This is a genomic window from Pseudomonas gingeri, assembly GCF_013385635.1.
GTDB classification, from domain to species: domain Bacteria; phylum Pseudomonadota; class Gammaproteobacteria; order Pseudomonadales; family Pseudomonadaceae; genus Aquipseudomonas; species Aquipseudomonas gingeri_A.
Window position 1 is genome coordinate 1 of the sequence record NZ_JACAPR010000008.1, and the last position, 19,420, is coordinate 19,420.

Consider the following 19,420-nt stretch of genomic DNA (forward strand, 5'->3'; position numbering starts at 1 on the left):
GCAGAGCGGCACCTTCCGCGACCTCAACGTGCGCTGGCGTAACTCCAGTATCCGCAAGAGCTTCAGCAGCAACGAGTTCGACGAGAACCGCTTGTTTATCAGCTATCCGATTTCGTTGTTGTAACTTGCCAGCGCTGACCGTGCAGCCTGAAATATCTTGAAAAATCTACACCCGGCGATGGTCGTTGATCACAACGCCCATCGCATTGACAAAGCCGTTTCACGCTGACGATAATCCAGACCTAATGTCGTACGACAACAGACGACAAAAATAACAACAAACATTCGACCAGGGCCACGCCATGACCTCAGCGACAACCACCCCGCAGCCCTTCAATCGTCTCCTGCTCACCGGTGCGGCCGGCGGCCTGGGCAAGGTCCTGCGCGAAAGCCTGCGGCCCTATGCCCGTGTCCTGCGCCTGTCGGATATCGCCCAGATGGCGGCGCCCATCGATGACCGCGAGGAAGTCCGGCCCTGCGACCTCGCCGACAAACACGCCGTGCACCAGTTGGTCGAAGGCGTGGACGCGATCCTGCACTTCGGTGGTGTCTCGGTGGAGCGCTGCTTCGAGGAAATCCTCGGGGCCAATATCTGCGGGGTCTTCCATATCTACGAAGCCGCCCGCCGCCATGGCGTCAAACGGGTGATCTTCGCCAGTTCCAACCATGTGATCGGTTTCTACCAGCAGAACGAAACCATCGACGCCCACGCGCCACGGCGTCCGGACAGCTACTACGGCCTGTCCAAGTCCTACGGCGAGGACATGGCCAGCTTCTACTTCGATCGCTATGGCATCGAGACCGTCAGTATCCGTATCGGCTCGTCGTTCCCGGAACCACAGAACCGCCGGATGCTCAGCAGTTGGCTGAGCTTCGACGACCTGACACAACTGCTCGAACGCGCCCTGTATGCGCCGAATGTCGGGCACACCGTGGTCTACGGCGTCTCCGCCAACCGCTATATCTGGTGGGATAACCATCTGGCAGCGCATCTCGGCTACCAGCCGCAGGACAGCTCCGAGCCGTTTCGCGCCAAGGTCGAGGCCCAGCCGGCCCCGGCGGCGGACGATCCGACGATGGTCTACCAGGGCGGTGCCTTTGTCGCCGCGGGCCCGTTCGGCGACTGAGCCGACGAACCATCATCTTCAGGGAACGGAGTGCCCATGAACGCAGAATTGATTCTCGACGCACGCAACGCCACCGGCGAAAGCCCGGTATGGAGCGTGCGCGAACAGGCGCTGTACTGGGTCGATATCCCGGCCCGGCGCCTGCACCGCTGGAGCGCCGAGACCGGCCAGACCCAGAGCTGGGAAACCCCGGAAATGCTCGCCTGTATCGCCCGCAGCCAGGATGGCGGCTGGATCGCCGGCCTGGAAAGCGGCCTGTTCAAACTGCAAGCCGACGTCGACAACGGACTGCACAGCCAACGGCTGGCAGCGGTCCGGCATGCCAGCCCCGGCATGCGTTTCAACGATGGCCGTTGCGACCGCCAGGGGCGTTTCTGGGCCGGCACCATGCTCCTGGACATGAGCCAGGGCCGAGCGGTCGGCGCCCTGTATCGCTACGACGCCGGGCAACAGCAACCGCTCCAGGCCAGCCTGGACAACCTGATCGTGCCCAACGGCCTGGCCTTCAGTCCTGACGGCAAGACCCTGTACCTGTCCGATTCCCATCCGAGCGTGCAGCGCATCTGGGCCTTCGACTACGACACCGACAGCGGCACGCCGCACAACCGCAGGCTGTTCGTCGACATGAACCAGTACCCCGGCCGACCCGATGGCGCCGCCATGGACGTCGATGGCTGCTACTGGATCTGCGGCAACGACGAAGGCCTGATCCATCGCTTCACCCCTGACGGTCGCCTTGACCGTTCCCTGGCGGTGCCGGTGAAGAAACCCGCCATGTGCGCGTTCGGCGGCAGCGACCTGGGCACCCTGTTCGTCACCTCGATCCGCCCCGGCGGCGACCTGCACGACCAGCCCCTGGCCGGCGGCGTGTTTGCCCTGCGCCCGGGTGTCCAGGGCCTGGAGGAACCGTTTTTCCACGCCTGATGCCTTGTGCCCGGGGGCGTGGGTACCGAGCACTTTTGAACGAAGCAGCCAAAAAAATAACAACAAGACGGAGAATCACCCCATGGACTTCAAACGCAAGCTCCTTATCGCCGCACTCCCCCTCGCCCTCAGCTTCAGCCACCTGGCCAATGCCCTGGAGATCAAGTTCGCCGACATTCACCCGGCCGGTTACCCGACCGTGGTCGCCGAAGAAAACATGGGCAAGACCCTGGTCAAGGAAAGCAACGGCAGCCTGACCTTCAAGATGTTCCCCGGCGGTGTGCTCGGCTCGGAGAAGGAAGTAGTCGAACAGGCCCAGGTCGGTGCGATCCAGATGGCCCGGGTCAGCCTCGGCATCGTCGGTCCGGTGGTACCGGACGTGAACGTGTTCAACATGCCCTTCGTGTTCCGCGACCAGGCCCACATGCGCAAGATCATCGACGGCGAGATCGGCCAGGAGATCCTCGACAAGATCACCCAGTCCGAATTCAACCTGGTGGCCCTGGCCTGGATGGACGGCGGCACCCGCAACCTCTACACCAAGAAGCCAGTGCGCAGCCTCGCCGATCTCAAGGGCATGAAGATTCGCGTGCAGGGCAATCCGTTGTTTATCGAAACCATCAATGCCATGGGCGGCAACGGCATCGCCATGGACACCGGCGAAATCTTCAGCGCCCTGCAGACCGGGGTGATCGATGGCGCGGAAAACAACCCGCCGACCATGCTCGAACACAACCATTACCAGAACGCCAAGTACTACGCCCTGACCGGACACCTGATCCTGCCGGAGCCGGTGGTGATGTCGAAGACCACCTGGGAAAAACTCACGCCCGAGCAGCAGACCCTGGTGCGCAAGGTGGCCAAGCAGGCGCAGTTGGAAGAGCGTGCGCTGTGGGACGCCAAGTCCGCCAGCAGCGAAGAGAAGCTCAAGGCCGCCGGCGTCGAGTTCATCGTCGTCGACAAGAAACCCTTCTATGAGGCCACGGCTTCGATCCGCGAAAAGTACGGCGCGCCCTACGCAGAGTTGATGACCCGCATCGAAGCGGTCGAGTAACGCCCTCCCCACCCCATGGAAGGCCCGACCGGCTGGCACCCAGTGCCCGGCCGGCGGGTAACGGTGACATCCGATGAAGAATCTAGTGCTGCAAATCAACGACCGAGTCTACATGGCCTGCATCTGGGTCGCGGGACTGGCGATACTCGCCATCTCCCTGATCATCCCCTGGGGCATCTTTGCCCGCTACGTCCTCGGCACCGGCGCCAGCTGGCCGGAGCCCAGCGCGATCCTGCTGATGATGGTGTTCACCTTTATCGGTGCCGCCGCCAGCTACCGCGCCGGTGCGCATATGGCGGTGGCCATGCTCACCGACCGAATGAGCCCGCCCCTGCGCTCGGGCGCCGCCATCCTGGCCCAGGTGCTGATGGCGACCATCTGCCTGTTCATGACGATCTGGGGCGCCAAGCTCTGTGCCTCGACCTGGAACCAGTTCATGAGCGCGCTGCCGACCTTGCGGGTCGGCATCACCTACATGCCGATTCCCATGGGCGGTGGCCTGACGCTGATCTTCGTGCTGGAAAAACTCCTGCTGGGCGACCAGAGCCAGCGCCGCGTGGTGCGTTTCGACCTGGTCGAAGAAAACGAAGGGGCTGCCTGAATGGACGCGCTGATTCTGTTGGGCAGTTTTATCGTCCTGATCCTCATCGGCATGCCGGTGGCCTATGCCCTGGGCCTGGCCGCGCTGATCGGCGCCTGGTGGATCGATATCCCGTTCCAGGCAGTGATGATCCAGGTCGCCGGCGGGGTGAACAAATTTTCCCTGATGGCGATTCCGTTCTTTGTCCTGGCCGGAGCGATCATGGCCGAGGGAGGCATGTCGCGGCGCCTGGTGGCGTTCGCAGGGGTCCTGGTGGGCTTCGTGCGCGGTGGCCTGTCGCTGGTGAACATCATGGCGTCGACCTTCTTCGGGGCGATTTCCGGTTCGTCTGTGGCCGACACCGCTTCGGTCGGCTCGGTATTGATCCCGGAGATGGAACGCCGCGGCTATCCCCGTGATTTCTCCACGGCGGTAACGGTCAGCGGTTCGGTGCAGGCCTTGCTGACACCGCCCAGCCACAACTCGGTGCTCTACTCCCTGGCGGCCGGCGGCACGGTGTCCATCGCCTCGCTGTTCATGGCCGGGGTGGTCCCGGGCCTGCTGATGAGCGCCTGCCTGATGGTGTTGTGCCTGATCTTCGCGAAAAAGCGCGACTACCCCAAGGGCGAAGTCATTCCCCTGCGCCAGGCCCTGAAAATCTGCGCCGATGCCCTGTGGGGCCTGATGGCCATGGTGATCATCCTCGGCGGGATTCTCTCGGGGATCTTCACCGCCACCGAGTCGGCGGCGATCGCCGTGCTCTGGTCGTTCTTCGTGACCATGTTCATCTACCGTGACTACAAGTGGCGCGAATTGCCCAAGTTGATGCACCGCACGGTACGCACGATCTCCATCGTGATGATCCTGATCGGCTTCGCCGCCAGCTTCGGCTACATCATGACCCTGATGCAGATCCCGGCGAAGATCACCACACTGTTCCTGACCCTGTCGGACAACCGCTACGTGATCCTGATGTGCATCAACGTCATGCTGCTGTTGCTCGGCACGGTGATGGACATGGCCCCGCTGATCCTGATCCTCACGCCGATCCTGATGCCGGTGATCCTCGGCATCGGCGTCGATCCGGTGCAGTTCGGCATGATCATGCTGGTGAACCTGGGCATCGGCCTGATCACGCCGCCGGTGGGCGCGGTGCTGTTCGTCGGCTCGGCGGTGGGCAAGGTCAGCATCGAGAAGACCGTCAAGGCGCTGCTGCCGTTCTACGGCGTGCTGTTCCTGGTGCTGCTGGCGGTGACCTATATCCCCGCGCTGTCGCTCTGGCTGCCGCACCTGGTGCTGTAACGCGCCTGTCTCCGAGAGCCGCCGTGGCTGGCGGCTCTGTTATCCCGGGCAAGGAAAGCCGTATCGTCCTGAAGGATCAGGTCCGCGTCAGTCTGGCGAGTTTATCCGACAGGACAAAAACCGCCTGGGTTTGCGACTCGGCATTTTTCAGGGCCATCTCCATGCGCAGATAGGGATCTTCATTGAACTGGGTAATGGCCTGCTCCAGGGTCGTTATGTCAGGCTTGCAACTGGCGGTCCGCACTGCCTGGATGAAAAGCTTCGGATCATCTATGCAAGCCATGAAATGTTCGACAGGCGCCCTCCCGCCCACTATCTGACGGGAGTACGCACGCCTCCATTCAAGGGATGGAAACAGCAGGTCATCACTTCCCGCCTGACGATAAAACCCCCAGAAGTCGGCTGTCTCGCTGCCCTTTACAGGCGCACCGGCCACGTCCCGCAGATGACTGAGTTCATGGGCCAGGGTCACGGGGAAGTCACTGCTGCCCATATCCCTGGGATTCAGAAAAATCCTGCCCTGCTTATCCGAACGCATGACAAAGGCGCAGGCAAGATCATCTTCTGGTATGCACTTTATAATTTTTTCCCTGGCCGGCTCTGTCTGATAGAACACAAGCAGCTTTCTCGTCCTCTCCCAGTCATCGATCAATCGCTGTTCGCCCAGGAAAAAATACTCGCCAAAAAAATCCGACAACACAGACTTGCTCTCTTCGGGATAGCTGCGGAGCATGGTTGCTGTCGCTTCAAATGCGCCTTCGGCTTCGAGCAAGGCCTGCCTGACCTTTTCCTGCTCAAAAGACTCGAACTGATCCAGGCCCCGGCAGACAATCCTGCTGCCCATCGAGATGACGGACTGTTCCACCTGGTCGTTCATCGGGTAGAAAGCCGGGATCGACACCGGCGGGCTGAGTTGAGCGGGACTCGCGGCCTTCGACGCAACCAACACAGGCGTCATTGCCGTGTTGTTGACCCCGCCGAGTGCCAAGCTGAGCCTGGTTTCGTGGACGGCTCCACGACAGGGGAGATTCGGGAATAACGGGACAACATCAGAAACTCTTGGCATGAAAATGAAATCACCTTCAAAACCCGATCCTTGTCCGCGCAACACCTCGGCGCTTTCATAAAACGACCAAACCGCCAGCCATTGTCCCGATCAGCCTCGGGCAGCTCGCCAGAGTTTGCCGGCCAGCGAAACCACCGCCAGCACCACCGCCCCCGCGACAACCCCCACCAGCGCATTGAGCAAGGTCGGCATTACCACCGCGAAGCCACCGGTAGCCGCGGCCACACCTTCAACCCAGTGATGCAGCGCCGGCACGCCATGGGTAAGAATCCCGCCACCGACCAGGAACATCGCCGCGGTGCCGATCACCGACAGGCTCTTCATCAGGTACGGCGCGGCACTCAATACGCCGCGCCCGAAACCGCGCTGCAAACCGGCCCAAGCGCTGTCACCGGTCTTGCGACTCAGGTACAGGCCGCCGTCATCGAGCTTGACGATGCCGCCCACCAGGCCATACACACCGACCGTCATCACGATGGCGATACCCGACAACACCACCACCTGCTGCGTCAGCGGTGCATCGGCCACCGTGCCGAGGGTAATGGCGATGATCTCCGCGGAAAGAATGAAGTCGGTGCGCACCGCGCCCTTGATCTTGTCCCGCTCGAAGGCCACCAGGTCGGTCGCCGGATCGCCGATCGCCTGCACCAGTTGAGCATGCCCGGCCTGATCTTCGGCCTGGCTGTGGAGGAACTTATGCGCGAGCTTTTCAAAACCCTCGAAGCACAGGTAGGCACCGCCCAGCATCAACAGCGGTGTCACCAGCCACGGCGCCAGCGCGCTGATCGCCAGGGCCGCCGGGACCAGGATCAGTTTGTTGCGAAACGAGCCCTTGGCCACCGCCCAGACCACCGGCAGCTCACGCTCGGCGCGCACCCCGGAGACCTGCTGGGCATTGAGCGCCAGGTCGTCACCGAGGACGCCGGCGGTCTTCTTGGCCGCCATCTTGGTCATCAGCGCGACGTCATCGAGGACCGCCGCGATATCGTCGATCAAGACCAGCAAACTGCTTCCTGCCATGGTGCACTCCTCGGGAAAATTGCGTGGCACAGTGTGCCGCCGGGCGTCCCGGAGGGCAATCTTGAGACTCGCGCAAGCCCGGTGCTACCATGCCCGACCGCCCGTACAGGCAAGGAAAACCCCGGTTTATGAGCACCATCCGCGAACGCAACAAAGAACTGATTCTGCGCGCAGCCAGTGAAGAGTTCGCCGACAAGGGTTTCGCTGCCACCAAGACCAGCGACATCGCGGCCAAGGCCGGCCTGCCCAAGCCCAACGTCTATTACTACTTCAAATCCAAGGACAACCTCTATCGCGAGGTCCTGGAAAGCATCATCGAGCCGATCCTGCAGGCATCGACACCGTTCAACCCGGAAGGCGTACCCGGTGAAGTGCTGGCCGGCTATATCCGCTCGAAGATCCGCATCTCCCGCGACCTGCCGGCGGCTTCCAAGGTCTTCGCCAGCGAAATCATGCACGGCGCGCCGCACCTGAGTCCCGAGCAGGTGGAACAGCTCAATGCCCAGGCCCGGCACAATATCGAATGCATCCAGAGCTGGATCGACCGGGGACAGATCGCCCCCATCGACCCCAACCACCTGATGTTCACCATCTGGGCCGCGACCCAGACCTATGCCGATTTCGACTGGCAGATCTCCTCCATCACCGGCAAGGCCAAGCTCGACGACAGCGACTACGAAGCCGCGGCGCAGACCATCGTGCGACTGGTGCTCAAGGGCTGCGAACCCGATCGATAATTGCCTGCCGGGCACCTCCCCATCAGGCTGACACCCCGGCATCCGCCGTCAGCCCCGACGCCTCGATCGCACTGATCGCGCACTGCTCGTCGATATCCGAGGTATCACCACTGATCCCCAGCGCACCGAGCACCTGCCCGGCCTGATCGCGGATCAGCACGCCGCCCGGCGCCGGCACCACGCTGCCCTGCCCGAGGCTGTTCAACGCCGCGATAAACGCCGGCCGTTGCTGCGCATCCAGCGCCAGCAGACGCGAGCCCTTGCCCAGGGCAATCGCGCCCCAGGCCTTGCCGATGGCGATCTGTGGGCGCAGCAGGCTCGCGCCGTCCTCACGCTGCAAGGTCACCAAGTGCCCACCGCTATCCAGTACCGCAATGGCCAGCGGGGCCGCGGCCATCGTCCGTCCCGCAGCAATCGCCTGGCCGGCCAGGCTGACTGCGACTTTCAAGGTTAAAGCGCTCATGGGTGCCGTCCTTATGGTGTGTTGGGAAAGCCTTTGACGCTCACCGCAAGCGCCACTCGACAAGACAAATAGATCACAATAAACAATATTTTTGTATACAATAATTTTCACAACAGTGCTTAAAACCGTCAAAACCCCAATTAAACGGGTTCCCGACGAACGCAACAGCCATTTGAGAAAATGGATTGACCTGCGCCATTGGCCATGAATACACTCGATGCAAAGCCACTTGTATACAATTACAAAACGTAAGAGGCACAAAATAATGAGCAAAATGAGAGCAATCGAAGCTGCCGTCCTGGTGATGCGCCGTGAAGGGGTCGATACCGCCTTTGGCATTCCCGGCGCCGCGATCAACCCGCTGTACAGCGCACTGCAAAAAGTCGGCGGTATCGATCACGTCCTTGCTCGTCACGTCGAAGGCGCCTCGCACATGGCCGAGGGCTACACCCGGACCAGGGCCGGCAATATCGGCGTGTGCATCGGCACCTCGGGGCCAGCCGGTACCGATATGGTCACCGGCCTGTACAGCGCCAGCGCCGACTCGATCCCGATCCTCTGCATCACCGGCCAGGCCCCCCGGGCACGGATGCACAAGGAAGATTTCCAGGCCGTGGACATCACCAGCATCGTCAAGCCGGTGACCAAGTGGGCGACCACCGTCCTCGAGCCGGGCCAGGTACCCTACGCTTTCCAGAAAGCCTTTTATGAAATGCGCTCCGGACGTCCCGGTCCGGTGCTGATCGACCTGCCGTTCGACGTGCAGATGGCCGAAATCGAATTCGATATCGACGCCTACCAGCCGCTGCCGCTGGCCAAGCCCGGCGCCACGCGTATCCAGGTGGAAAAAGCCCTGACCCTGCTCGACCAGGCCGAACGCCCCTTGCTGGTGGCCGGTGGCGGCATCATCAATGCCGATGCCAGCGAGCTGCTGGTGGAGTTCGCCGAGCTGACCGGTATCCCGGTGATCCCGACCCTCATGGGTTGGGGCACCCTGCCCGACGATCACCCACTGATGGTCGGTATGGTCGGGCTGCAGACTTCCCACCGTTACGGCAACGCTACCCTGCTCAAGTCCGACCTGGTACTGGGCATCGGCAACCGCTGGGCCAACCGCCATACCGGTTCGGTGGAGGTCTACACCGAAGGCCGCAAGTTCATCCACGTCGACATCGAGCCGACCCAGATCGGCCGCGTGTTCACCCCGGACCTGGGCATCGTTTCCGACGCGGCCTCGGCACTGACGGTCTTTATCGAGGTCGCCCGCGAATGGCAGGCCGCCGGCAAGCTGAAGAACCGCAGCGCCTGGTTGCGGGACTGCCAGCAGCGCAAGGCCAGCCTGCAACGCAAGACCCACTTCGACAACGTGCCGGTCAAGCCCCAGCGGGTCTACGAAGAGATGAACCAGGTGTTCGGCAAGGACACCTGCTACGTCAGCACCATCGGCCTGTCGCAAATTGCCGGCGCGCAGTTCCTGCACGTCTACAAGCCGCGCCACTGGATCAACTGCGGCCAGGCCGGCCCACTGGGCTGGACCATCCCGGCGGCCCTGGGCGTGGTCAAGGCCGACCCCGACCGCAAGGTCGTGGCGTTGTCCGGTGACTACGACTTCCAGTTCATGATCGAGGAACTGGCGGTCGGCGCACAGTTCAAGCTGCCGTATATCCACGTGGTGGTGAACAACTCCTACCTGGGACTGATTCGCCAGGCCCAGCGCGGCTTCGACATGGATTACTGCGTGCAACTGTCCTTCGACAATCTCAATGCCCCGGAACTCAACGGTTATGGTGTGGACCATGTGGCCGTCGCCGAAGGCCTGGGTTGCAAGGCTCTGCGCGTGTTCGAGCCGGGCCAGATCCAGCCGGCGCTGCGCAAGGCCCAGGAGCTGATCGAGGAGTTCAGGGTGCCGGTGATCGTCGAGATCATCCTCGAGCGCGTGACCAATATTTCCATGGGCACCGAGATCAACGCCGTCAACGAGTTCGAAGACCTGGCGCTGGTCGGCAACGATGCGCCGACCGCCATTTCGCTGCTCGACTGACCGACCTTGATTGTGGGAGCGGGCTTGCCCGCGAAGCTTTTGGCCGCCTCAATGCCCTCTTCGCGGGCAAGCCCGCTCCCACGGGATCAACGCAAACCGCTCCACAGGAGACCACCATGCCGCGTTTTGCCGCCAACCTGTCCATGCTGTTCACCGAACAGGACTTCCTCGCCCGCTTCAAGGCCGCCGCCGATGCCGGTTTCAGTGGTGTGGAATACCTGTTCCCCTACGACTTCAGCTCCGCCGAGATCAAGGCGCAACTCGATGCCCACGGCCTGACACAGGTGCTGTTCAACCTGCCGGCCGGTGATTGGGCCAAGGGCGAGCGCGGGATTGCCTGCCACCCGGACCGCGTCGACGAATTCCGTGGCGGGGTCGACCTGGCCATCGCCTATGCCCAGGTGCTGGGCAATACCCAGATCAATTGCCTGGCCGGGATTCGCCCACAAGGCTTCGACGAGGCCTTCCTGGAAAAGACTCTGGTCACCAATCTCAAGTACGCCGCCGACAAGCTCCAGGCCGTGGGCATCAAGCTGGTGATGGAAGCGATCAATACCCGCGACATCCCCGGTTTCTACCTGAACACCACGGCCCAGGCCCTGTCGATTCGCGAGCAGGTCGCCAGCGCCAACCTGTTCCTGCAATACGACATCTATCACATGCAGGTGATGGAGGGCGACCTGGCCCGGACCCTGAGCAATCACCTCGGTGAAATCAACCATGTGCAGCTCGCCGACAACCCCGGCCGCAACGAACCGGGCACCGGCGAGATCAACTACCGCTTCCTGTTCGAACACCTGGACCGCATCGGTTACCAGGGTTGGGTCGGCTGCGAGTACAAGCCGCTGACCACCACCGAGGCCGGGCTCGGCTGGTTGAAAAGCCATAACGCGATCTGAACGCGCTGCCGCTCACACAATGACCTCGCCCCTCTCAGGGCCGTAACGGGGGCAAGCCCCCTCGCCACAGGGCGAACAATAACTAGAGGATTTTCTCATGGCTAAAATCGGTTTTATCGGCACCGGCATCATGGGCCACCCCATGGCTTCGAACCTGCAGAAGGCGGGTCACAGCCTGTTCCTGTCCCAGCATCACGACGCTGCCCCGGGCGACCTGGTCGCCGCCGGCGCCGTGGCCCTGGCGAATCCGAAGGAAGTCGCCCAGGAAGCCGAGTTCATCATCGTCATGGTGCCGGATACCCCGCAGGTCGAGGACGTGCTGTTCCGTACCGACGGCGTCGCCGCCGGCGTGGGCCCGGGCAAGATCGTCATCGACATGAGTTCGATCTCCCCCACTGCCACCAAGGCCTTCGCGACCAGGATCAACGAAAAAGGCGCGCAGTACCTCGATGCACCGGTGTCCGGCGGTGAAGTCGGGGCCAAGGCCGCAACCCTGAGCATCATGATCGGCGGCGACAGCCAGGCCTTCGCCCGTGCCCTGCCACTGTTCCAGAGCCTGGGCAAGAACATCACCCTGGTCGGCGGCAATGGCGACGGCCAGACCGCCAAGGTGGCGAACCAGATCATCGTCGCCCTGAATATCCAGGCGGTGGCCGAAGCGCTGCTGTTCGCGGCGAAGAACGGCGCCGACCCGGCCAAGGTGCGTGAAGCACTGATGGGCGGCTTTGCTTCGTCGAAGATCCTCGAAGTCCACGGCGAGCGCATGATCAAGGGCACCTTCGATCCGGGCTTCCGCATCAGCCTGCACCAGAAGGACCTGAACCTGGCCCTGGCAGGCGCCCGCGAACTGAACATCAACCTGCCGAACACCGCCAATGCCCAGCAGGTATTCAGTACCTGCGCGGCCATCGGCGGCAGCAACTGGGACCACTCGGCGCTGATCAAGGGGTTGGAACATATGGCCAACTTCTCGATTCGCGACAAATAAGCGCGCCCTGGAGATCGTTCCCACGCGCGGCAAAGAAATGCAGCCGGTGACGCTGTGGGAGCGGGCTTGCCCGCGAAGCTTTTGAAGCGGACGCGGAGCGTCCAGTGAGGCATTCCCACGCGGAGCGTGGGAACGATCAACGCGGTGCGTCCAGTGAGGCGTTCCCACGCGGAGCGTGGGAACGATCAACGCGGTGCGTCTAGTGAGGCGTTCCCACGCAGAGCCGGGGAACGATCAACGCGGTGCGTCCAGTGAGGCGTTCCCACGCAGAGCCGGGGAACAATCTCTGCACCCATAACAATAAATCCGGGAGCCCGTCATGTCGGTCGATCCGCAAGCATTCCTGCGTCAGCTATTCGCCACGGCCATCGACGCCGCCCATCCGCAACAGGTGCTCGAACCCTGCCTGCCCAAGGACCGCAGCGGTCGCGTCATCGTCATCGGTGCCGGCAAGGCCGCCGCCGCCATGGCCCAGGTGGTGGAGCACTGCTGGGAAGGCGAAATTTCCGGCCTGGTCGTCACCCGCTATGGCCACGGCACCCCCTGCGAGAAAATCGAAGTCGTCGAAGCCGCCCACCCGGTCCCTGATGCCGCCGGTCTGGCCGTCGCCAAGCGAGTACTGGCGCTGGTCAGCAACCTGGGCGAAAACGACCGGGTGATCTTCCTGCTTTCCGGCGGCGGTTCGGCCCTGTTGGCACTGCCGGCTCCCGGCATCACGCTCGCGGACAAGCAATCGCTGAACAAGGCCCTGCTCAAGTCCGGCGCGACCATCGGCGAGATGAACTGCGTGCGCAAGCACCTCTCGGCCATCAAGGGTGGCCGCCTGGCCAGGGCCTGCTGGCCGGCCAGTGTCTACACCTACGCGATTTCCGATGTACCGGGCGATGAAGCCGCGGTGATCGCCTCCGGCCCCACTGTCGGCGACCCCAGCACTTCGGCCGACGCCCTGGCGATCCTCAAGCGCTATGCCATCGAGGTGCCGGCGGCGGTACGCAACTGGTTGCAGAGTGCCGAGTCGGAGACCCTCAAGCCCGGCGACCCGTACCTGTCCCGCAGCCATTTCCAGTTGATCGCCCGTCCCCAGCAATCTCTCGAAGCGGCCGCGGTAAAAGCCCGCCAGGCCGGCTTCAGCCCACTGATCCTCGGCGACCTGGAGGGCGAGTCCCGCGAGGTGGCAAAGGTCCATGCCGGGATCGCCCGACAGATCGTCCAGCACGGCCAGCCGCTGGCCGCCCCCTGCGTGATTCTCTCGGGCGGTGAGACCACCGTGACCGTGCGCGGCAACGGCCGTGGCGGACGTAATGCGGAGTTCCTGCTGAGCCTGACCGACAGCCTCAAGGGCCTGCCCGGGGTCTACGCCCTGGCCGGTGACACCGACGGCATCGACGGTTCCGAAGACAACGCCGGCGCCCTGATGACACCCCAGAGCTACCGCCGCGCCCAGGCCCTGGGCCTGAATGCCGGCGATGAGCTCGACAACAACAATGGCTATGGCTACTTCGCCGCCCTGGACGCGCTGATCGTCACCGAACCGACCCGGACCAACGTCAACGACTTCCGCGCCATCCTGATTCTCGACAGCGCCGCACCTGAGAGCCCTGAACATGACGCCTGACAAGAAAGTCAAAATCCTCGCCACCCTCGGTCCCGCCACCCGTGGCATCGACGATATCCGCGAACTGGTGGAGGCCGGGGTGAACATCTTTCGCCTCAACTTCAGCCATGGCGAACATGCCGACCATGCACGCCGCTTCGAGTGGATCCGCAGCGTCGAGCGCCAGCTCAACTACCCGCTGGGCATCCTGATGGACCTGCAGGGGCCGAAGCTGCGGGTCGGCCGCTTTGCCGAAGGCAAGGTGCAACTGGTACGCGGCCAGGCCCTGCGCCTGGACCTCGACAGCACGCCCGGCGATCAATGCCGGGTCAACCTGCCGCATCCGCAAATCATCGCCGCGCTGGAGCCGGGCATGGACCTGCTGCTGGACGATGGCAAGTTGCGCCTGCGGGTCACCGGCAAGCATCGCGATGCCATCGACACCACCGTGCTCAATGGCGGCGAGCTGTCCGACCGCAAGGGCGTCAATGTCCCGCAAGCCCTGCTGGAGCTGAGCCCGCTGACCACCAAGGATCGTCAGGACCTGAGTTTCGGCCTGGAGCTGGGCGTGGACTGGGTGGCCCTGTCCTTCGTGCAGCGCCCGGAAGATATCCGTGAGGCTCGCGAACTGATCGGCGACAAGGCCTTCCTGATGGCCAAGATCGAGAAGCCTTCAGCGGTCGAGCGCCTGCGGGAAATCGCCGAGCTGAGCGACGCGATCATGGTTGCCCGCGGCGACCTCGGCGTCGAGGTGCCGGCCGAAAGCGTGCCGCAGATCCAGAAGGACATCATCGGCACCTGCCGCCAACTGGGCAAACCGGTGGTGGTGGCGACGCAGATGCTGGAGTCGATGCGCTTCTCCCCGGCCCCGACCCGCGCGGAAGTGACCGATGTCGCCAATGCCGTGGCCGAAGGTGCCGATGCGGTGATGCTCTCGGCCGAAACCGCTTCCGGCGACTACCCGCTGGAGGCCGTGCAGATGATGAGCAAGATCATCCGCCAGGTGGAAAGCGGGCCGGATTACCAGACCCAACTGGATGTCAGCCGGCCGCAGGCGGAGGCGACGGTCTCGGATGCCATCAGCTGTGCGATCCGCCGTATCAGCCGCATCCTGCCGGTGGCCGTGCTGGTCAACTACAGCGAGTCCGGCGCCTCCAGCCTGCGAGCGGCGCGGGAACGGCCGGCGGCACCGATCCTCAACCTCACGCCGAATGTGCAGACCGCCCGCCGCCTGAGCCTGACCTGGGGTGTGCATTCGGTGGTCAACGACCGCTTGCGACAAGTGGATGAAGTCTGTTCGACGGCCCTGGAGATTGCCCAGGCCCAGGGCATGGCGGAGCGTGGCGACACCTTGCTGATCACCGCGGGCGTGCCCTTCGGACAGCCCGGCTCGACCAACTCGCTGCAGATCGAAACCTTGATCTGAGGTGCCTGCACCGGCCTTTTCGTGGGCAAGCCCACTCCTGCAAGGGCTGAACTGTGGGAGTGGGCTTGCCCACGAAGAGAATCTCCCTGCCACAAAAAGATTCCCTGACCCGCCACCATGCAATCGAACCCCTTCAACCCGCACTGTCCCGACTGGGCCACCGCCCTGCTCAACGGCTTCAGCCAGATCGTCCTCCAGCGTCACCCGCTCTGTGGCCTGTGCTGCCTGCTGGCGATCCTGGTCGGCGCCCCGAGCCTGCTGGGCGGTGCGTTGCTGGGCGGGCTCGCCGGCCTGCTCACGGCCCAGCGCCGTGGTTATCCGAAGGCCGAGCGCCAGGCCGGCCTCTACAGCTACAACGGCGTACTGCTCGGTTTGCTGATCAGCCTGCAATGGCCCTGGTCGGCATTGCTGCCACTGCTGATCGTCGCCGCCAGCGGCCTGAGTGCGATCCTGGTCCGGCATTGGCTGGCCTGCGTCGGCGAGCGCCTACCCGCCTACACCGCACCTTTCGTTCTGCTTGGCTGGGCGCTGCTGGCCTTCGCCACGCCCCTGCCGACGATCGGCGTACCCGCATTCGAACCGCAACTGTCCGACCTGCCACGCGCGACACTCAACGGCTTCGGCCAGATCATGTTCCTCGCCGAGCCACTGGCCGGCGCGCTGATCATGACCGGCCTGTTGCTGGCCAATCGGCAGGCTGCCCTCTGGGCCCTGCTCGGCAGTTGCACGGGACTGGCATTCAGCCTTTGTACCGAACCTTCTCCGGCGCTATCGGGACTGGGCGGCTACAACGCCGCCCTCGCCGCCCTGGCCTTGAGTGCGCAACCCCGGCAACCCTGGCTGACGCTGGCCGGCGTCGCCCTGGCGATCCTCCTGGCCGCGGGCTTCGGCCCCCTGGGCCTGGCACCGCTGACCGCCCCCTTTGTCCTGGCCTGCTGGCTGGCCCGGGCCGGCGCACGGGTGCTGCTCCCGGCCCGGCTTGCGCATTGACCGCGATTCCCCCACGCTTCCCACATTTACCGTTCGGGCAGCACCTCATGAACAGCAGCAACGACTGGCGCCAACGGCTCTATGTCATGGTTTTCCAAACCGATACCGTCGCCGGCAGGCGCTTCGACAAAATCCTCCTGCTGATCATCCTCGCCAGCCTGGTGGTGGTGATCCTCGACAGCATCGAAAGCGTCCACCAGAACTTCGCCGATGCCCTGGCCTATATCGAATGGGGCTTCACCCTGATCTTCGCGATCGAATACCTGGCGCGCCTCTATTGCTCGCCACGCCCCTTGCGCTACGCCTTCAGTTTCTACGGGCTGGTGGACCTGCTGGCGATCGTCCCGGGCATCCTGGCGATCTACTACAGCGACGCCCAGTACCTGCTGATCATCCGGATCATCCGGATGCTGCGGATCTTCCGGGTACTCAAGCTCAGCCCCTACCTGAAGCAGGCCCATTACCTGCTCGATGCCCTGCGTGGCAGCAAGCAGAAGATCCTGGTATTCCTGCTCGGCGTCTGCACCCTGGTGACCGTGTTCGGCACCCTGATGTACGTGATCGAAGGCCCGGAACATGGCTTCACCAGCATTCCGAAAAGCATCTATTGGGCTATCGTCACCCTGACCACGGTCGGCTACGGCGACATCGTGCCCAAGACAGCCCTGGGCCAGGTGATCTCGGCCCTGGTGATGATCACCGGTTACTCGATCATCGCCGTGCCCACCGGGATTTTCACCGCCGAGCTGGCCAGCACCCTGCGCGGCGAACAGCTCAAGCACGATTGCCCGGTGTGCCGGAAGAACAGCCACGAACCCGAAGCCTCTTTCTGCTCCCGGTGTGGCAATGCCCTTTTCCGAAAAATGGAATAAGTACAGTACTTTTTAATCTTTAAATGACTATGCCAGCGCCGTTATAGTCGCTGGCAAAATGCCCTCTCTCTACTCGAACAAGGAATGCGCAGTGAAAAAACTCTTTGGCGCCTCACTCCTGGCCGCCGGCCTGGCCTTCGGCAGCGTGGCCCAGGCCGCCCCGACCCTGCTGAACGTGTCCTATGACGTCATGCGCGACTTCTACAAGGACTACAACACCGCCTTCCAGAAACACTGGCAGGCCGAGCACAACGAGAACATCACCCTGCAGATGTCCTTCGGCGGTTCCAGCAAACAGGCGCGTTCGGTTATCGACGGCCTGCCGGCGGACGTGATCACCATGAACATGGCCACCGACATCAACGCCCTGGTGGACAACGGCAAGCTGGTACCGGACAACTGGGTCACCCGCCTGCCGAACAACAGCGCGCCGTTCACTTCGGCCACTGTGTTTATCGTGCGCAAGGGCAACCCGAAGGCGCTGAAGGACTGGCCGGACCTGCTCAAGGACGGCGTGCAGGTCATCGTGCCGAACCCGAAGACCTCGGGTAATGGCCGCTACACCTACCTGTCGGCCTGGGGTTATGTGCTGAAGAACGGCGGTGATGAAAACAAGGCCAAGGACTTTGTCGCCAAGCTGTTCAAGCAGGCGCCAGTGCTCGATACCGGTGGCCGCGCCGCCACCACCACCTTCATGACCAACCAGATCGGCGATGTGCTGGTGACCTTCGAGAACGAAGCGGAAATGATTGCCCGCGAGTTCGGTCGTGACCAGTTCGAAGTGATCTACCCGAGCGTCTCCGCCGAAGCCGAGCCACCGGTGAGCGTGGTCGACAAGGTGGTCGACAAGAAAGGCACCCGCGCAGCGGCCGAGGAGTACTTGAAGTACCTGTGGTCGCCGGAAGGCCAGGAAATCGCCGCCAACAACTACCTGCGTCCGCGCGATCCGGCGGTGCTGGCCAAGTTCACCGACCGTTTCCCGAAAGTCGACTTCCTCTCGGTGGAAAAGACCTTTGGCGACTGGCGCACCGTGCAGAAGACCCACTTCAATGACGGTGGCGTGTTCGACCAGATCTACAACGGCAAATAACGTTCAAACCGGGCAGCAAGGCCCACTCCCACGGTATCCCTGTGGGAGCGGGCTTGCCCGCGAAGGCAATCGAACAGGCCCCCCTACATCGGTGGCTTGACCCCGTTCTCCCCCGCCGAAATCCCTGCCGCCGTCAGCTTGCCGTCCGCCCCTTGCTGGGCAAACAACACCACCTTCACACCGGGCTTGAGCAGGCTGCGATCCCCCGGCACCAGGTTGACCACCGGCACATCGTCCGGCACCACCACCTTCTTCTCGCCGCCCTTGTAGCTGAGGGTCAGGGTCCGCCCATTGGCGACCTTCAACTCACCCACGCGACCATTGGTCATAGTGCTGCCCTGTGCCAGGTCGAATGGCCGGTGACCGTCACCCGTACCGGCCAGCTCCGGCGGGAAGACATGCACTTCCATCGCCGTCAGCGTGCCATCCGGACCGGGCATCGCCGCCGTGCCGATGTAACTGCCGGGCTTGATATCCGCCAGCTTCGCCAGCGTCACGCCGCGCACCTGGGTATCCTTGGTCAGGCCGACCGTGACATCCTCGTTGGCGAGGGTATGCACCTTGAGCGCATCCGCCTCGACCGCGGTGATCTCGCCGCGCACCGCAACCCGCTGGGCCGGGGCATCGGCGGCCTGCGCCACGCCGACAGACATCAATACCGCCAGGCTCATCGCCGAGGCCAACGCGCTGCGGCGGGCCGACTTGCCGAAAATCGATTTCATGGGAATTCAGGTTCCTTGGGTAGGGGCAGCAACGATTCCAGACTCAACAAGACCGTTATAGCGCTGATCAGCGGGTTCGAGGATGAAATTTCAAGAAGCCGTATTGCTCAGGACTTACGAGAGTTACTGCCCGAACTGCTTGCTCAACCCCGGCGGCACACCATGGACATCGGTTTCTTCCCATGGCCCGTTGGGGCTGATGGAGCGGCTCCAGCCGTTGTTCCAGCGATAGTAGGTGCGCTGGCGGTAGAAGGTATTGGGCTGGCTGTCGAGCACGTAGACGCCCATCTGCCCGTCCCAGTGGCTGCTGCCGCCCGGCGGCGGGGCGAAAGTTGCCGAGGTGCTCGGGCGCGGCTTGACCGGCGGGATCGGCTTGCCCGGCGTCGACGGTGGGTAGGGCTGGGTGGTCGGGCCGGAAGGCGGGATGGTCGGGCCGCTCGGCGGTGGCCGATGGACCGCACATGCGCTCAACCCCAGGACCAGCGTTAACAGGGTGAGGCGAGCGATGGCGGTCATGGCGGGTTC

Annotated in this window: 20 protein-coding genes; 15 read left to right on the top strand and 5 right to left on the bottom strand. The window is 63.2% G+C overall.

The window, feature by feature from the left end; all coding sequences use genetic code 11:
* The 6 genes from HX851_RS36250 to HX851_RS36275 all read left to right on the top strand — a co-directional run.
* A partial coding sequence (locus HX851_RS36250; RefSeq protein WP_177065263.1) for an OprD family outer membrane porin occupies positions 1-124 on the top strand: 124 nt, incomplete at its 5' end.
* 178 nt (positions 125-302) lie between these two features.
* Positions 303-1,127 carry an NAD-dependent epimerase/dehydratase family protein gene (locus HX851_RS36255; protein WP_177064865.1) on the top strand — a complete coding sequence of 275 codons (825 nt, stop codon included), beginning with the start codon at positions 303-305 and terminating at the stop codon, positions 1,125-1,127.
* A gap of 36 nt (positions 1,128-1,163) precedes the next feature.
* Positions 1,164-2,051: a glucurono-1,5-lactonase gene (locus HX851_RS36260; protein WP_177060491.1), complete on the top strand. Its 888-nt coding sequence runs from the start codon at positions 1,164-1,166 to the stop codon at positions 2,049-2,051.
* Between the two features lie 82 nt (positions 2,052-2,133).
* A complete protein-coding gene (locus tag HX851_RS36265; protein ID WP_177060490.1) occupies positions 2,134-3,105 on the top strand; it encodes a TRAP transporter substrate-binding protein in 972 nt (323 codons plus the stop codon).
* 73 nt (positions 3,106-3,178) lie between these two features.
* Positions 3,179-3,706, top strand: coding sequence for a TRAP transporter small permease (locus HX851_RS36270; protein ID WP_177064863.1), 528 nt, complete (start codon positions 3,179-3,181; stop codon positions 3,704-3,706).
* Positions 3,707-4,987: a TRAP transporter large permease gene (locus HX851_RS36275; protein ID WP_177060488.1), complete on the top strand. Its 1,281-nt coding sequence runs from the start codon at positions 3,707-3,709 to the stop codon at positions 4,985-4,987.
* 76 nt (positions 4,988-5,063) lie between these two features.
* On the opposite strand, the gene HX851_RS36280 is transcribed toward HX851_RS36275, so the two are convergent.
* Entirely contained in the window at positions 5,064-6,098 is a 1,035-nt protein-coding gene (locus HX851_RS36280; RefSeq protein ID WP_177064861.1) for a hypothetical protein, read from the bottom strand.
* Between the two features lie 45 nt (positions 6,099-6,143).
* Positions 6,144-7,073, bottom strand: coding sequence for a DUF808 domain-containing protein (locus tag HX851_RS36285; RefSeq protein ID WP_177060485.1), 930 nt, complete (start codon positions 7,071-7,073; stop codon positions 6,144-6,146).
* A 128-nt stretch (positions 7,074-7,201) separates the two neighbouring features.
* Here HX851_RS36285 and HX851_RS36290 point away from each other — a divergent pair, with 128 nt between their 5' ends.
* Positions 7,202-7,810, top strand: a complete 609-nt coding sequence (locus tag HX851_RS36290; protein WP_177060483.1) for a TetR/AcrR family transcriptional regulator — start codon at positions 7,202-7,204, stop codon at positions 7,808-7,810.
* Positions 7,811-7,832: 22 nt separating this feature from the next.
* On the opposite strand, the gene HX851_RS36295 is transcribed toward HX851_RS36290, so the two are convergent.
* Positions 7,833-8,273, bottom strand: a complete 441-nt coding sequence (locus tag HX851_RS36295) for a GlcG/HbpS family heme-binding protein (protein WP_177060481.1) — start codon at positions 8,271-8,273, stop codon at positions 7,833-7,835.
* A gap of 265 nt (positions 8,274-8,538) precedes the next feature.
* Here HX851_RS36295 and gcl point away from each other — a divergent pair, with 265 nt between their 5' ends.
* The 8 genes from gcl to HX851_RS36335 all read left to right on the top strand — a co-directional run bounded on the left by gcl (position 8,539) and on the right by HX851_RS36335 (position 18,173).
* Positions 8,539-10,314 carry a glyoxylate carboligase gene (gene gcl, locus HX851_RS36300; protein ID WP_177064859.1) on the top strand — a complete coding sequence of 592 codons (1,776 nt, stop codon included), beginning with the start codon at positions 8,539-8,541 and terminating at the stop codon, positions 10,312-10,314.
* Positions 10,315-10,430: 116 nt separating this feature from the next.
* On the top strand, positions 10,431-11,213 hold the full coding sequence (hyi, locus tag HX851_RS36305; protein WP_177060477.1) for a hydroxypyruvate isomerase: 783 nt from the start codon (positions 10,431-10,433) through the stop codon (positions 11,211-11,213).
* A 97-nt stretch (positions 11,214-11,310) separates the two neighbouring features.
* On the top strand, positions 11,311-12,201 hold the full coding sequence (locus HX851_RS36310; RefSeq protein ID WP_177064857.1) for a 2-hydroxy-3-oxopropionate reductase: 891 nt from the start codon (positions 11,311-11,313) through the stop codon (positions 12,199-12,201).
* Positions 12,202-12,520: 319 nt separating this feature from the next.
* Positions 12,521-13,816 carry a glycerate kinase type-2 family protein gene (locus HX851_RS36315; protein ID WP_177064855.1) on the top strand — a complete coding sequence of 432 codons (1,296 nt, stop codon included), beginning with the start codon at positions 12,521-12,523 and terminating at the stop codon, positions 13,814-13,816.
* Positions 13,806-15,221: a pyruvate kinase gene (gene pyk, locus HX851_RS36320; RefSeq protein ID WP_177064853.1), complete on the top strand. Its 1,416-nt coding sequence runs from the start codon at positions 13,806-13,808 to the stop codon at positions 15,219-15,221. The genes HX851_RS36315 and pyk overlap by 11 nt, the downstream gene beginning before the upstream one ends.
* A gap of 117 nt (positions 15,222-15,338) precedes the next feature.
* Positions 15,339-16,211: an urea transporter gene (locus HX851_RS36325; RefSeq protein ID WP_177064851.1), complete on the top strand. Its 873-nt coding sequence runs from the start codon at positions 15,339-15,341 to the stop codon at positions 16,209-16,211.
* A gap of 47 nt (positions 16,212-16,258) precedes the next feature.
* Positions 16,259-17,083 (top strand): ion transporter, encoded by an 825-nt coding sequence (locus HX851_RS36330; RefSeq protein ID WP_017124385.1) that lies wholly within the window; start codon positions 16,259-16,261, stop codon positions 17,081-17,083.
* A gap of 91 nt (positions 17,084-17,174) precedes the next feature.
* A complete protein-coding gene (locus HX851_RS36335) occupies positions 17,175-18,173 on the top strand; it encodes a sulfate ABC transporter substrate-binding protein (protein ID WP_017124386.1) in 999 nt (332 codons plus the stop codon).
* A gap of 83 nt (positions 18,174-18,256) precedes the next feature.
* Here HX851_RS36335 and HX851_RS36340 read toward each other — a convergent pair whose 3' ends face one another.
* The gene (locus HX851_RS36340) at positions 18,257-18,895 is read right to left on the bottom strand and encodes a DUF5666 domain-containing protein (RefSeq protein ID WP_439899214.1); all 639 of its coding nucleotides are present in this window, start codon (positions 18,893-18,895) and stop codon (positions 18,257-18,259) included.
* Between the two features lie 123 nt (positions 18,896-19,018).
* The gene (locus HX851_RS36345; protein ID WP_177060463.1) at positions 19,019-19,411 is read right to left on the bottom strand and encodes a hypothetical protein; all 393 of its coding nucleotides are present in this window, start codon (positions 19,409-19,411) and stop codon (positions 19,019-19,021) included.
* Between the last annotated feature and the right edge of the window lie 9 nt (positions 19,412-19,420).

Bases quoted from the DNA above. Each gene is read 5' to 3' on its own strand.
- HX851_RS36255 (WP_177064865.1), top strand. From the start codon at position 303: ATGACCTCAGCGACAACCACCCCGCAGCCCTTCAATCGTCTCCTGCTC.
- HX851_RS36260 (WP_177060491.1), top strand. From the start codon at position 1,164: ATGAACGCAGAATTGATTCTCGACGCACGCAACGCCACCGGCGAAAGC.
- HX851_RS36265 (WP_177060490.1), top strand. From the start codon at position 2,134: ATGGACTTCAAACGCAAGCTCCTTATCGCCGCACTCCCCCTCGCCCTC.
- HX851_RS36270 (WP_177064863.1), top strand. From the start codon at position 3,179: ATGAAGAATCTAGTGCTGCAAATCAACGACCGAGTCTACATGGCCTGC.
- HX851_RS36275 (WP_177060488.1), top strand. From the start codon at position 3,707: ATGGACGCGCTGATTCTGTTGGGCAGTTTTATCGTCCTGATCCTCATC.
- HX851_RS36285 (WP_177060485.1), bottom strand. From the start codon at position 7,073: ATGGCAGGAAGCAGTTTGCTGGTCTTGATCGACGATATCGCGGCGGTC.
- HX851_RS36290 (WP_177060483.1), top strand. From the start codon at position 7,202: ATGAGCACCATCCGCGAACGCAACAAAGAACTGATTCTGCGCGCAGCC.
- HX851_RS36295 (WP_177060481.1), bottom strand. From the start codon at position 8,273: ATGAGCGCTTTAACCTTGAAAGTCGCAGTCAGCCTGGCCGGCCAGGCG.
- gcl (WP_177064859.1), top strand. From the start codon at position 8,539: ATGAGCAAAATGAGAGCAATCGAAGCTGCCGTCCTGGTGATGCGCCGT.
- hyi (WP_177060477.1), top strand. From the start codon at position 10,431: ATGCCGCGTTTTGCCGCCAACCTGTCCATGCTGTTCACCGAACAGGAC.
- HX851_RS36310 (WP_177064857.1), top strand. From the start codon at position 11,311: ATGGCTAAAATCGGTTTTATCGGCACCGGCATCATGGGCCACCCCATG.
- HX851_RS36315 (WP_177064855.1), top strand. From the start codon at position 12,521: ATGTCGGTCGATCCGCAAGCATTCCTGCGTCAGCTATTCGCCACGGCC.
- pyk (WP_177064853.1), top strand. From the start codon at position 13,806: ATGACGCCTGACAAGAAAGTCAAAATCCTCGCCACCCTCGGTCCCGCC.
- HX851_RS36325 (WP_177064851.1), top strand. From the start codon at position 15,339: ATGCAATCGAACCCCTTCAACCCGCACTGTCCCGACTGGGCCACCGCC.
- HX851_RS36330 (WP_017124385.1), top strand. From the start codon at position 16,259: ATGAACAGCAGCAACGACTGGCGCCAACGGCTCTATGTCATGGTTTTC.
- HX851_RS36340 (WP_439899214.1), bottom strand. From the start codon at position 18,895: ATGAAATCGATTTTCGGCAAGTCGGCCCGCCGCAGCGCGTTGGCCTCG.
- HX851_RS36345 (WP_177060463.1), bottom strand. From the start codon at position 19,411: ATGACCGCCATCGCTCGCCTCACCCTGTTAACGCTGGTCCTGGGGTTG.